Raw genomic sequence first — 12,241 nt, 5'->3', positions numbered from 1 at the left:
GCACCCGAACCACCTCTACCTGGACCGCGCCGAACTCCGCGCGCTCGCCGAGCTGCTACGCGAAATCCCCGATCTCGCAGCCGATCTGATCATCTCCACCACCCGTCAGTCCCGGCTCAGCACTCGCGGCGACTACCGGATGAACCGCAGGCCGAGCGAGCAGCCGCTGCCCTACAACCCCGCCGCCTCCCGCGCCGCCGACGAGTTGCACGCGGTGCTCGTGTCGTGGGTGCGGCTGGTCTGCGAGCAGCGCGGGCTCGACTACACGGGCGCCACGTCCACCCCCGACCTGGCCCGCTGGCTCGACCGAAACCTCATCGCGCTGGCCATGACCGAGGGCGCGCAGGGCGCACCCGAGGACATTCGCACGGTGGTCCAGGCCGCGTTGTGGATAGTCTGCCCGCCGGCGGCGCCGGTCGTGCTCGACGACGAGATGGTGCGGCGGGCTCGGCGGCATCGACTCAACGCGTCCGGGATCGCCGCGCTCGCAAAGGAACTCGGCCCCGAGTATCACGGACTCACCGTCCGGCGGATCCAAACACTCAGGAACGCGCGGAAAATCGCGCCGCTGCCCGGGCCGTGGGCTCCGGGATGGCCCGAGTTGTACGTGGTCGGTCCGGTTTTGGACGAGCATCTCGCGTATCCGACGCGGCGGCGTTCGCGGGCCGACGCGAATTGATTTGGCACGGGGAACGTCTCGCGGGCGATCGGCGTGCGCGGCCGAAAGTTACAGTGCTGTCGTATGAAATGAATCACAGCATAACTCTCGAATTACTGGGTGTCCGAAGCATTTCGGACCCATGCTCCCTCGTTGCCGGATACGCAACGCCGACACTGGCCCGCCCTGTTCCTCGACAGTACTGGCGGCGCGTCAACATGCCGATATGTGACTTCGATGCCGCGCGCCACGTCAGACCGTAGAAGTCACCGCGACAAGCCTGATTCGCGGGCATTGTTCCGAATCTTCGATGTGCATGCTTCGTTAACAGTGGGCAATTACACCGAATTCGTGGATGTGGCTGAAAGGTCGCTGGGTCAGAAAACCCCGTGATACAACAAAGCTCGCTCGGCAACCAGCAGGTCGCCGATGGAGGACCTAATTCTTCAAGGGGAAGATTCCTATATGAGCAAGATTCGCGTGTTCGGCGTCGTGTTCGCGGCCACCGCAGGCATCGCCCTGGCCGGCTCCGGCCTGGCCTCGGCCGACACCGGCACCGGCTCGGGTACCGGCTCCGCCAAGACCGGCGCGGCCGACACCGACACCGGCTCGGCCACCCTGATCATCGACCTCCTGAAGCTGATCACCACGGGCTCGGCCGAGACGACGTAGCGGAAAGCGCCGATATGTCCTGACCCTCATCAGGGGACGTATCAGCCGGACGGACAGACATGATTGCCCCGCCTCACCAGAGGCGGGGCAATCGTCGTTTCCGAGTCCGTCACCCGTCATGTTCCGACTGCTCGAAAGTAGCCATCTACCTGCATTTTCGAACGAATTCCGTATGCAGGGGTTGACATCCGCCACGCTTTAGGTGAAACTTTGTGCAGCGCCAGAGCTGCGCCCTCATCCCGAACTTCACCGGGAAAACCCCGCACTACCAATCACTTTCACACCCCCCATTCGTCGTGGCCCCGCCGAGTCTCCGGCCGGGCCACGAACAATGCGGCAGCAGAGCACATTTCACTCTGCCCCCCACCGTGTGGCATGCCCCCGAAAATTCTTCGACATCGATGAACAGCGGGCAAGAGCCTGCCACATACCCGCCCCGGTTACCGCTCCCGTCTCCCGCCGACCTCTCGCTCGCGGTAGCAGACGGAAGAAGCGACCGGGGCGTTTCGCCCCACCCCCGATACACCTGATCGGGGGTGGGGCTTCGCTCTCTCGGCCGCTGAAAACGACCGGCGCCGTGAACCTTTCAACACATTGAGGTCCGACATGGACAAGACAGTCCTGGCGATGCTCGAGCTGGCCGACCATGCCACCCCCGCCGCCCCGCTCACCATCGACCACGCGCACGAGTCGATGCAAGTCCACCGTGCCTGCTCCACAGACCACTGTCGCCGAAAAGCGCTGGCTTTCAACACTTTGATCGCCGCGGGCCGCATCGTCCCCGATTCGTCGCGCGTCCGTGAGTGATCTGGTTCGCCGGTGCACCGAGTATGTAATGGATGGTGAATCATGATTCCCGGTTATCACCCGACCGCAGGCGGAGAACCGACGAGCGGTCAGGTCCGGTTCGGCGGTCCGCTCGCCGGACCGAACAGCAGGCCGTGGCTACGCCTTGCCGAGGGCGGCGAGGTAGAACAGGAACGCCGGGACTACGACGACGGGCCGCTCTCGGTACAGAAGCCCGGCATCATCGGCCGTTTCCTCAACTGGCCCACTATCGCTCGCGACCTGGGCGCCGGCGCGGGCAAAGCGCTCTTCGCGGCCGCCACCGGTGGCATGGGCGAGGCGGCAACCGCGTTCACCGCACTGACCAGCATGGCCGGTGAGGCCGCGAGCGTGGTGCAGGCCTTCGGCGGTCAAGCCACCGCCGCGCTCGGTGGCGCGCAGCGCGATCTGGTGCAGAGCATGCTGAAGAACGCGCCGCTGCCGGTTCTACCTACACCTCAGATTCGCACGCTCGCCGAACAATTCCCCGGCGGGGTGCAAGTCGACCGGACCATATCGGTCAACGTGATCAAGCCGGAAGGCAACTTTTCCGCGCACGCACGCACCCCGCGGCTGAGCAACGCGGCCGCCACTTACATGGCTCACCTGCCATGATCAACCCCTGACTGCGGCGGCCTCCGAAAACCTTTGTGGTTGACCATCGGGCCGAGCCTGCCGCGAATCCGTCCTCGCTTCATATGTCTCCCGCCTAGCCAGCGCGGTTGTAGACGCGACGAGGGCGCTGGAACCCCGCCCGCGAGACCCTCCGGACTCGCGGGCGGGGGCATTCCCATCACCCGTTTCGCGACGTTGTTGCGCCGTTGGCGAGAGGAGGTGATGGCGATGCTCGCTGTGATCCAAGACATCGTGAAGCTGATCGGCGATCTGCTTCCGCTGGTACTGCCGCTGTTCGGCTTCTGACGCTGAGGCGCAGTGCGCCAACACTATTCGTTCCGCCGAGACCATCGAAAATCCGACCCTGGAGAAGATCGTGACCGCTTCCGACGATTCCACCGCCCTCGCGGCGTCCATCGCCACCGACACCCAGGCCATCGTCGCCCGCATCGCGACGCTCAGGGCCGACATCGACGTGTTGTACAACCTCGCTCAGGGCGTTGCCATGGCCGTCTTGGCCGCACAGCCGGTTCCCGCCCCGTCGCCACTGCCGTCGGGAACACTCGGCGCCAGCGTCGCGGTCGGTCCCGCCCCGGAAGCTGTGTGATGCCGACCTATCCCGCCGCAGGGGAGTTCCCCGACTTCGAACAGTTCATGGTCGATCTGTTCAGCCCGATCGCCGGCACCGTAACCGCCTTGCCCGCAACGGCTTCGGCGTTGCAATCGGCACTGCCATTGATCTGGGTGCGCCAAACCGGTGGCTCGGTGGACATCAACGCGATCACCTACAAGGCGAAGGTGAGCGTCGCCGCGTTCGGGACCACCCGTGGGCAAGCACAGCAACTCGCCGTGCAGATTCGGGATGCGATGTTGGCGGCGCCCGCTACCAGAGTGAACGGCGTGCTCATCGACTACACCGAGGAAGCAGCCGGGGAGGAGCTCAAATTCCACCCGCCGATCCTGCGGCGTAGCCGAGGTCTGACCGAGGTCCCCGACCTGGATCCGCTCAACCAGATGGTCGAGATCGCCTTCTCGATCGAAGCCCGCCGCCAGTAGGCGGGTCGAACCCCGCCGGAGACGGGGCCCCTCGGCACCACCGGGTGCCGCTTCCGTAATCATGCCCGCCCGTGCGGGCGCCCGAATGGAGACTCATGCCTGCCACCAATTTGACGGCACTGAAGGCCGCGCAGCGGTCGCTGCTGCTCAAGCCGCTCGACGCCGCTGTGTTCATCGCCCCGTGGTACACCCCGGCGCCCGCGCAGTTGACCGACAACGGCGCGTCCCTGCAGCCGCTGCCCGCCGCGTACCAGTCCGTCGGCCTGATCGACAAGAAGACCGGCGTCGCCTTCGCTCGCGGTATCACCGCCGCGCCGATCGAGTCCTACGGTGAGCTTCAGCCGGTCCGTAACGACGTCACCAGCGACATCACCACCATCGAGTTTCAGCCGCAGCAGACCAACGCGGTCACGCTGAACCTGGCCACCGGCGCGAACATGCAGCAGGTGATCGCCAACAGCAGCTCGGGCGAGGTCTTCTTCCCGCAGCCGGCCAGCGAACAGATCACCTACTACTCGGCGATCATCATCGGCAAGGACGGCAACGACGCCGCCCCGATCTACGTCTACAAGGTGCTGCCCAAGGTCGCCGTGAGCAAGTACGGCGGCGAGCAGTGGAACCCGACCGAGGTGCTCGCGCAGAAGCTGACGCTCGTCGCGTTCAAGGACGACACCGCCGGTTACGCCGTCGCGCACGGCTTCGGTGGCCTCGGCTGGAAGCAGCTCGTGGCCAAGTCCGGCATCAACTACTCCGCGACCGGCATCGTCGTCGCGCCGAACACCCTCGCGGTGCCGCGGACCACCGCGTCCGCCCCGCTCGTGGTCACCGATCAGCTCGGTGGCCTGATCGCCAACTCCTCGGTGGTCTTCAGCTCCTCGGCCAACTCGATCGCGACCGTCGCCGCGAGCGGTGTCGTCACCGGTGTCGCCGTCGGCACCGCGACCATCACCGCGTCCTACACCCCGGCCGGCGGCGGCGCGGCCATGACCGCCACCTGCGCGGTCACCGTCAGCTGACCACTGCCCTGAAACGTGGTGGCGTGGCGCGTATCTCCGGTTGCGGCACGCCACCACTTCCTTGTTCATTCCCGGAGAGAAAGCGGGTCATGGTGTCTGCCATCCCCACTCAATACCCCGTCACCCTCACCGACGGCGAGCACGAGTACCCGGTGTCCAACGCCTCCGAGTACGTCAACGCCGTCTACTCCCTCGGCCACAGCCTCAAGGTCGAAGCCGAAGACGCGGCCGAGTCCGAGCCGGCCCGCCGCCGCTCGGCGTCGAAGTCCAAGTAACACAACAAATCCGGAGACCCCCCATGGCAACCCCGCACAATGAAACAGGCGGCCGCTTCTTCGAGCTCCGGCAGGAGCTGGCCCCGCGCCGCCGAGCTCCCTACCGGCTGACCGAGGACATCACCATCGCCCCAGTCACCCGCGGTCAGGTTCTGGCGCTGCGCCAGGTGCGCGACGACGATCAGCAGATGGCCATCGTGCTCGGCGACCAGCACGAGGCCGTCGAGGAGTTGTTCGCCGAACGCCCACTCGACGAGTGGTACGCCTTCCAGCGAGACCTGTACGCGCACATGTTCGGCCAGGGCGCCACGGAGCTGCCGGGGGGATCCGAGGGCTCGTAGAGTTCTGGGACCGCTTCGGTGCCGCGCTCGACTACGACTTACTCGAGCGCGGCATCGATGTCCGAGACTGCTTCGGGCCCAACGGACTACGCACCCGCGACTGGCGCACCATTTGGGCGTTCAAAGACCGGCTGCCGCACGGCTCGCACTACAAGTCGGCGCTCGCGATGGATCGCGAACTCGCCGAACAGATTCTCGCCGTCGAGGAAGCAACACCGCTGGACGTCGATTCCTACGAAGTTCCGACCGAGCCGTCCGGCCCCACCCCCGAGGGCTACACCATCGACTCCTACCTGCTGCTGTCCATCATCGACGCGCTCCAGGGAGTCCAAGCGGCGGTCATCGCCGCAGCGGGGGCCGATCCACCGCAGATCAGGCCGATGCCGCGCCCGACGTCGGCACTGGAAATCGTTCGCGACGAACGTCGCGATCGGTCGATGCAGAGCCTCATCGACCAATTCAGCTCGACCGAGCACTGAGCACTGAGCTGAACCGCTGGCCCTCCTGCGGCTGCCCACAACCCATCGCCCGCGCCGGGCACACCCCCAATTCCGCTGTGCGGAGCCGACATCCCGAATGGAGGCGATGAGCCGTGGGCAACAACGACCTCGGCGGTATGCCGGATACCACCGGACGTAAAGAAGGCGATACCTGGACCGGGAAGAACGACCAGGGCCAGACGGTCATCTACACGATCCCGAAGGGCAACGGAAACCAAACCGTCGACCAAACCGTCACCACTCCGGATGGCACCGTCCTCGCGCAGTCGCGGGTGGTGTCCAACGGCGCCGGCGGTTGGCAGCGGTGGACCGACGTCACCGGTGGCACCGCCGTGTACACGGGCCAGGACACCGGCCAATCCAACGCTTATGCACAGCTTTACAACCCTGGGACGTCGACCAAGGGCGCTCCGGACAGCGTCTACGGCCTGAGTCCTGACCTGAAGCAGAACTTTCCGCTCGTCGAGAACGGCCAGGTCGTCGGGCAGCTCCAGACCAAGGATCACGGCGGTGGCCTGGTCGACAACTATTACATCAATAAGGACGGAGTTCTCACTCAGTGGCGATCCAACCCGACCGAGAACGGCGGGATGGTCACCAATCAGAAGAGTGAGGTCGACAGCACGGGCCATGGCTGGTACGCCGCCGGGGGAATGCCCGGCGGTGGCGGTCTGCTCTGGGATGTCTCGCCGTCGCTCGACGGCGGGCAATTCTGGACGAACACCGAAAAGACCAACAGCGGAACGCATTTCAGAACTTACAACCCGCAAACCAACGCATCGACCGACAAATACATCGGTGATAAGCCGAACACCGGCTACTACCTGGAGCACAGGGAAGACGGAACGACGGTTCGCAGAGGCGACGACGGTTCCTACATCCTGCTGGACAAGTCCGGAAAGGTGCTCGAGCAGCGGGGCCCACGGCCCGAGGAAGAAAAGCCGGATACGCGCAGCAAGTGGCAGAAGTTCCTGGATGGTGCCGACAATTTCGGCGATGGCATCGGGGAGAGCGCCGCAGGCCTGTACCACGGCATAAAAGCCCTGGCCGGCCAGGAAGGCAGTGCCAAAGAGGCGTGGCTCGGTCTCGGTCTCGGGTTCGCGACGGTCGGCACCGGTGTCACCATGCTCGGGATCGACGCGGTCGAATACGCCCGCGGTGCTCCCGGCGTCGACGCGAATACCTTCAAAGACGATGCCTTGGGGACGCTCAACGCCACCTCGGAACTCCTCATCGGAACCGACTGGACCGGCTTCTCCGAACACCCCGCGGAGACTCTCGGCAACGCCACCTTCGGCGGACTGACGTTGCTCGGCCCCAAGGGGCTCGGCAAACTCGGCGGGAAACTGCCGCCGGGCTTGCCGGAGACGGCGGTGAACGGCGTCAGCTCGCTCGCTGACTGGGCGCAACAGTACGTTCCCGCGCCAGGGAAATACGCATTCCCCGGCGGACTCGGTGACGGGCTTGCCATAAAACCCGACATATTCGGGATAGACAACGGCAGGGGCTCGCCCCGGCCGGGCGGCGATGGCCTCGCCGACGCTCCAGGTAGAGATCGCGGCGGCAGCGGTCCCGACGGCTCCAGCCCCGACGGTGCGCCCATTCGACCCGGAGGGCCGAACCTCCCGCTCGTGCCGGAGGGCATGCTCGATCCCAAGGATCCCTCCACCGATGTTCTACCCAGCGAAATGCCCGACAATCATGCTCGAGCAGGAGATCCGTCGGGCGAACACGGTTCTCCGGCCGTTCCTGAGCCGTATACCGGTCCTTCTTGGCTGGCACCGGAAGGTGTCATACCCGAGGGCATCAGAGTAGGCGAGAATGGAGGTTGGTACCAATCGGGCCCTAATGGCGGACAGGTCAGAAAGCCTGAATGGGCGAAAAAGAATCCGTCGGGCGAAAAGCCACTTCCTCCTGGACCCGAGCAGCGGGCTCTGGAGAAAGCCACCGAACCCAGTCGGGACGGTATGGTTCCGATGGACCCCAAGGACTCCTGGGATGTGTCACCACCCGGGTTCACCAACACCGCGGGCGTTCGAGGGTTTGTCGGTGATGCGCTCACCCGTGCGAAATATCTCGCCCAGGGCTACCGGTTGGTCGCAGCCGGTGAAAAGGCGAAGATACCCATCCCCGGAAAACCCGGTGAGTTCTTCAAACCGGACTTTATCTTCGTCCATCCGAAGACCGGCGAAATACTTCTCGTCGAATCGAAATTCAACTCGTCCCCGTATCGGCCGGACCAATTCGAGGGGTACCGGTACTACAAAGACGGTGGCAAGTATCTCGAGATAGACTCCGCCAAGAATCCTGACCTCGCTCAGGCTCTTCGAGACCTCGAAATCAACCCGGCCGAGGCAACCGTATCGGGCGTCGAGACGGTGCGATGGAACGAAGGCTGGGGTCCGACGGATGATATCTTGCAGCGTGCAGCCGATGACACCGGTTTCGGAAATCTCGTCGACGGTACGGCCACGGATCCCAAGTGGCGCGACTCGGCGCTCGGCGCCACTGCGGCACTGAATGCTGAAGCCGCTCGTCGCGCTTTCGAGTCGGGCCGGTACGTGGACGCTGCGTACTATGAGGCTAGAAGCCTCGCGCTCGAGGGGCTCAGGCTCGTAGAGCCAAGTCAACAGGCCCTCCAGCAGGCACTGTTCGGTAATGGCGGACGGCCACAGGCGGAAAATATTGCTGGGGCTCTTGCTCTGCCCGTCGACAACTTGACCGGCGTGGTCGAAGCCGGCGCGAACGCACTGTCGTCGCTGGCAGCTGCCCTGCCCATGCTTCCCACCGCAGCCGTTCATCCGGTCTTCCGTCGTGGTGGACAGCAGGTGGATCAATCCATGACGGTCACCATCGCCACCCGAATCGGCGACGGCAATCGGCTCTCTCGCGCTGAGGAATCGCAGCTCATGACACACGGAGCCCACTTGTGCTGAGCCGCGGGACACTCTGCTCGGCGCGATTTCTTGGTTTAAGGTGTGATGATTGCTCGGAGAGGGGACTGTTGTGGCTGTCAGTACGGCGCGGTTGACGAAGTTGGTTGCTGCTGCTGTGACCGAGGCATCACTCGCGGCGGGCTATGTAGCCAGTGAACCGCTCGACGGGATGGATGTCGCCGAGCCGGGTTCGCGTAAGCCTTCCTGGGGCAGGGTGTGGTGTGCCAAGGCTGATAGCGGGTGTCCGCATATGACAGCCGCCGTCATGGCGACCGTTCAAAAGGATGGCTTTGGCGGGGTCGGTATCAACGCGCGGGCTTGGATCGTGTCGGCGGCCGTCGCGGATGTCTTGCGGGACATGCCCGGTGCGGCGTTGGCCGGCGGCGGTGCCGAACCCAATTTTCTGGAGTCGGTGTTGTTCGGGTTCTTCGAACATCCGCAGGATCCGCGCGAGATCTCGGTGGCCGGTGAGGCGGCGATCGCTGACGGGGTAGGCGAGTTCACCCGGTTGCTCGCCGGTCCGGTCGAGGACTGGTTCGCGGCGCGCGGCAGTGTGAGCGCTTTACTCGAACTCGCGCTACTGCCGAACTTGACCGGTCTGGATCGGGCGAATCCCGATCCGGTGCGATTACGGGGAATCGTCATCCTGTGTGCGTTGAACGGCCGATCACGCGATGCGGCGGCCTTGATCGATGAGTACTTACGCCGAGACGGCTTTCATAAATGGGACTCGATCGAGCAGGCGTCGGCTTTCGATGCCGCCATGCGCGAGCGGTTTCCAGAATACCGACAAGCACGCGGAGATTGAGCTCTAGGCTCCGCGGAGTCATGCCTCCGTTGCCGATCGGCAGGGTGGCGGGCAGCTCCAGGATCCGGAAAGAGGTTCGATGGCGATCATCGAATACGGGTCGATCGATCAGCTCGCGCTGAGCGCCGACGGCCGACTGTCCTTGGCGATGATCGAGGACCGGCCTTATAAAGACGAGGACACAGCGGTTCTCATCGAAGACTTCATCCGGAAGTTCAATTTCTATCTCCATGCTATTCGCTCTGGTTACGTACAGCGGCTGGCAGACGCGGATGGGCTCGAGACCGGCGGCATCGAGATCGTATTGTTCAGTGAAACCCGACCACCCGAGGCGATCACGGACTTTCTCTCCTCGGTCAGTCGCAACATGGCCGACCAGGGCATCGGTGCCCACTGGGAGTCGCTGGCATCCGACGAGATCGGGCTAGCGATGATCGAACGCGCCATTGCCGACGAGATCCTTGCCGCCCTTCCGGCGGGCTGGCGCTCGGCAGCTTGGGAAGTGGTGCTGGTCGGCGGGCGGGGTGTCGGAAGTATCCGCGTCGATAGCGCAGACGGCTCCATACTGAATATACGGCCGTCGCGAACTCTGCAATTGTTACTGTTAAAGCACAAGAAGGCTTCCTACGACACATTGGCTGGAGCATGGTTGAGTGGGCAGATCTGTCTCACTGCTCCGGACCGCCATCGGGCACAATTCTCGAAATCGGTGATTCCGGATTGGGCAATGCCGATAGATGCGCAAAAACTAGAAGACGAGTTGGCGGCCTATCCGCGCGTTGACAGCAATATTCCGGTATGGATTCGCAACTGCTCCAATGAGCTGGATCCGTGACGGTCGATATCGCTGCCAGGACCGTCGAGGTCCACAATATGTGGGAACTTGCGTCGGTACTGACCAGCGGTACGCACATCAAGCATTGCAATTCCTGCGCAAAAGGTGCCTAGGAGACTTGTAGGGCAGTCGTTTCCGACAAGACGGCCACGGCCGGGTCAGGCCAGTATGGAGAGAGGTGGAGCCGTATGGCCGGTAAGATCGAAACTCTGAAAGAAATGATGACCGTCGCCGCGGCCGAGGCGATGGAGCCGCTCGGCTATGTGCGATACGACTATCCCGATCCGGCAGGCGGTGTCTATTTCGCTGCTCGAGACCGTGGTATGCCCGACGTTGTCCCGATCGTGCGCATGGGTCTGGACCGGCATAGTAGAGGCGGTCTCGAAGTCTTCGGTTCGACGGATCTTCTCGCACCGCGCGTAGGTGAGGTATTCAGAACCATGCCGTCCGACGCGCTTCTTGAACGCGATGTTCGCGATGGCCAATTTCTCGACGTCATCGAGTCCAAAGGCTTCGACACGTTGGTTGGCAGCACTGACTCGTCAGTCGGTCGTCCCATGCTCGACGCGGCGGGCGTAGGGGCCAAGGTGGAGTGGTTCACCAGGGTCGTTGCCCACCAGGCCGCCGATTGGTTCGGAAAGCGCGACAGCATGGCCAAGCTGATCGACTTGGCGCAATACTCACCGCCCGGCGTCACACCGAAGCGCGTCGGCCCGCGTCGGCTCCGCGCGATGGTGGTGTTGTGCTTGCTCAATGAGGCGAGCGATACTGCGGTCGCGCTGATGGAGTGGTACCTGGGACTGGACAGCTACATGGCGGATACGGCCGAACGGGTCGCGGCGTTCGATGTCGCCTTGCGCGAACGGTTCCCTGAATACGCACAGCGGCGGACACGCTGACCGGGCGGGCTCGTGTGGGGCACGGGGCAGCGACCCGTGCGACGAGCCCCGGTCAGAGACGCACCGCCGCGTTGTATCGAATGCTGTAATCCGCTATGGCACTGAACAGCCCGACGTAAAAAGCGGCCTCGGGCTCACGCTGCGCGATGGGCGCGGACGGGTCTTCCGAATACTCCAACGTGTCGTACCAGTCGTCGAACCGATACCCTTCGGGCTGAAGTTCCGGAATGGTGGACATGTCGAGTCCGATTACCGTCGCAAGAGCCTGGCATTGGGCGCGCAGCTCGTTCGCCGACGCGATGGTGAGCAAGCCGTTGTCATAGACCTCCGGCACCGGCAGCAATCCGGTGAACGCCACGGGGAGCAGGATGTCGGCGTAGTCGCAGGCGAACGTGCTGTCTATTCCTCCGGTCGGACGCGGCATCGGCGTAACCGGTAGGGACGGTAGCGTTTCCGCGCACAGGTCCTCGAAGGCCGCCGAATCTATGCTCATGCTCTCTTCGAATCCGCCGCCGCCGGTAATCGTGTCGAGACCAGGTAAGCCCGCGGCGACCAGCGCCGCGTCGACCTTCGCGAACCCCGCACCGTTGGCATGGCTGTGCAGGTCGGACAGATCGTACGGCGAGAAATAGCGGCCCACGATGCCGGACGCTACCACCGCGCCCCGCCTCGGAGCATCCACGCTGAGCGCTACCCGAAATCCGGAGGGAACCGATCTCCGATGACAGGACGAGATCATGATCCGATCGACCAGGTCGCGATCCGAGCTGGCCTAACTCATCGCCTTCCGGTGTTCAGCCATGAC

The 12,241-nt window shown here is 64.1% G+C and carries 15 protein-coding genes; 14 read left to right on the top strand and 1 reads right to left on the bottom strand.

Annotated elements, in window-relative coordinates; genetic code table 11:
• The 14 genes from ON39_RS32170 to ON39_RS32105 form a co-directional block, all read left to right on the top strand.
• Positions 1-679 (top strand): hypothetical protein (locus ON39_RS32170; RefSeq protein WP_051187399.1); only part of this gene is annotated, 679 nt, incomplete at its 5' end.
• A gap of 444 nt (positions 680-1,123) precedes the next feature.
• Complete coding sequence (locus ON39_RS32165) at positions 1,124-1,330, top strand: hypothetical protein (RefSeq protein ID WP_040739834.1); 207 nt, start codon at positions 1,124-1,126, stop codon at positions 1,328-1,330.
• Between the two features lie 606 nt (positions 1,331-1,936).
• Positions 1,937-2,137, top strand: coding sequence for a hypothetical protein (locus ON39_RS32160; RefSeq protein WP_040739832.1), 201 nt, complete (start codon positions 1,937-1,939; stop codon positions 2,135-2,137).
• 42 nt (positions 2,138-2,179) lie between these two features.
• Entirely contained in the window at positions 2,180-2,770 is a 591-nt protein-coding gene (locus tag ON39_RS32155) for a hypothetical protein (RefSeq protein ID WP_040739830.1), read from the top strand.
• A gap of 376 nt (positions 2,771-3,146) precedes the next feature.
• The gene (locus ON39_RS32150) at positions 3,147-3,377 is read left to right on the top strand and encodes a hypothetical protein (RefSeq protein ID WP_040739829.1); all 231 of its coding nucleotides are present in this window, start codon (positions 3,147-3,149) and stop codon (positions 3,375-3,377) included.
• Positions 3,377-3,826 (top strand): phage tail termination protein, encoded by a 450-nt coding sequence (locus tag ON39_RS32145; protein ID WP_040739827.1) that lies wholly within the window; start codon positions 3,377-3,379, stop codon positions 3,824-3,826. Before ON39_RS32150 ends, ON39_RS32145 begins: the two co-directional genes overlap by 1 nt.
• A gap of 95 nt (positions 3,827-3,921) precedes the next feature.
• On the top strand, positions 3,922-4,842 hold the full coding sequence (locus ON39_RS49865) for a phage tail tube protein (protein ID WP_040739826.1): 921 nt from the start codon (positions 3,922-3,924) through the stop codon (positions 4,840-4,842).
• 89 nt (positions 4,843-4,931) lie between these two features.
• Positions 4,932-5,117, top strand: a complete 186-nt coding sequence (locus tag ON39_RS32135; RefSeq protein ID WP_040739824.1) for a hypothetical protein — start codon at positions 4,932-4,934, stop codon at positions 5,115-5,117.
• 23 nt (positions 5,118-5,140) lie between these two features.
• Complete coding sequence (locus ON39_RS32130; protein ID WP_040739823.1) at positions 5,141-5,458, top strand: hypothetical protein; 318 nt, start codon at positions 5,141-5,143, stop codon at positions 5,456-5,458.
• 167 nt (positions 5,459-5,625) lie between these two features.
• Positions 5,626-5,937, top strand: a complete 312-nt coding sequence (locus ON39_RS32125) for a hypothetical protein (RefSeq protein ID WP_040739821.1) — start codon at positions 5,626-5,628, stop codon at positions 5,935-5,937.
• Positions 5,938-6,050: 113 nt separating this feature from the next.
• Positions 6,051-8,894 carry a hypothetical protein gene (locus ON39_RS32120; protein ID WP_040739820.1) on the top strand — a complete coding sequence of 948 codons (2,844 nt, stop codon included), beginning with the start codon at positions 6,051-6,053 and terminating at the stop codon, positions 8,892-8,894.
• Positions 8,895-8,964: 70 nt separating this feature from the next.
• The gene (locus ON39_RS32115) at positions 8,965-9,702 is read left to right on the top strand and encodes a hypothetical protein (RefSeq protein ID WP_146251122.1); all 738 of its coding nucleotides are present in this window, start codon (positions 8,965-8,967) and stop codon (positions 9,700-9,702) included.
• A gap of 79 nt (positions 9,703-9,781) precedes the next feature.
• Positions 9,782-10,537 carry a DUF6572 domain-containing protein gene (locus ON39_RS32110; protein WP_040739816.1) on the top strand — a complete coding sequence of 252 codons (756 nt, stop codon included), beginning with the start codon at positions 9,782-9,784 and terminating at the stop codon, positions 10,535-10,537.
• A gap of 188 nt (positions 10,538-10,725) precedes the next feature.
• Entirely contained in the window at positions 10,726-11,436 is a 711-nt protein-coding gene (locus ON39_RS32105) for a hypothetical protein (protein ID WP_146251121.1), read from the top strand.
• 52 nt (positions 11,437-11,488) lie between these two features.
• On the opposite strand, the gene ON39_RS32100 is transcribed toward ON39_RS32105, so the two are convergent.
• Positions 11,489-12,076 carry a hypothetical protein gene (locus ON39_RS32100; RefSeq protein WP_146251120.1) on the bottom strand — a complete coding sequence of 196 codons (588 nt, stop codon included), beginning with the start codon at positions 12,074-12,076 and terminating at the stop codon, positions 11,489-11,491.
• Positions 12,077-12,241 lie beyond the last annotated feature (165 nt).

Source organism: Nocardia tenerifensis NBRC 101015 (genome assembly GCF_000308715.1).
Lineage (GTDB): Bacteria > Actinomycetota > Actinomycetes > Mycobacteriales > Mycobacteriaceae > Nocardia > Nocardia tenerifensis.
This window is presented reverse-complemented; position numbering and strand designations above follow the sequence as displayed.

What these genes read in the sequence shown, in the direction of transcription:
- ON39_RS32160 (WP_040739832.1), top strand. Translation starts at nt 1,937, where the DNA reads ATGGACAAGACAGTCCTGGCGATGCTCGAGCTGGCCGACCATGCCACC.
- ON39_RS32130 (WP_040739823.1), top strand. Translation starts at nt 5,141, where the DNA reads ATGGCAACCCCGCACAATGAAACAGGCGGCCGCTTCTTCGAGCTCCGG.
- ON39_RS32110 (WP_040739816.1), top strand. Translation starts at nt 9,782, where the DNA reads ATGGCGATCATCGAATACGGGTCGATCGATCAGCTCGCGCTGAGCGCC.
- ON39_RS32105 (WP_146251121.1), top strand. Translation starts at nt 10,726, where the DNA reads ATGGCCGGTAAGATCGAAACTCTGAAAGAAATGATGACCGTCGCCGCG.
- ON39_RS49865 (WP_040739826.1), top strand. Translation starts at nt 3,922, where the DNA reads ATGCCTGCCACCAATTTGACGGCACTGAAGGCCGCGCAGCGGTCGCTG.
- ON39_RS32145 (WP_040739827.1), top strand. Translation starts at nt 3,377, where the DNA reads ATGCCGACCTATCCCGCCGCAGGGGAGTTCCCCGACTTCGAACAGTTC.
- ON39_RS32135 (WP_040739824.1), top strand. Translation starts at nt 4,932, where the DNA reads ATGGTGTCTGCCATCCCCACTCAATACCCCGTCACCCTCACCGACGGC.
- ON39_RS32125 (WP_040739821.1), top strand. Translation starts at nt 5,626, where the DNA reads ATGGATCGCGAACTCGCCGAACAGATTCTCGCCGTCGAGGAAGCAACA.
- ON39_RS32155 (WP_040739830.1), top strand. Translation starts at nt 2,180, where the DNA reads ATGATTCCCGGTTATCACCCGACCGCAGGCGGAGAACCGACGAGCGGT.
- ON39_RS32165 (WP_040739834.1), top strand. Translation starts at nt 1,124, where the DNA reads ATGAGCAAGATTCGCGTGTTCGGCGTCGTGTTCGCGGCCACCGCAGGC.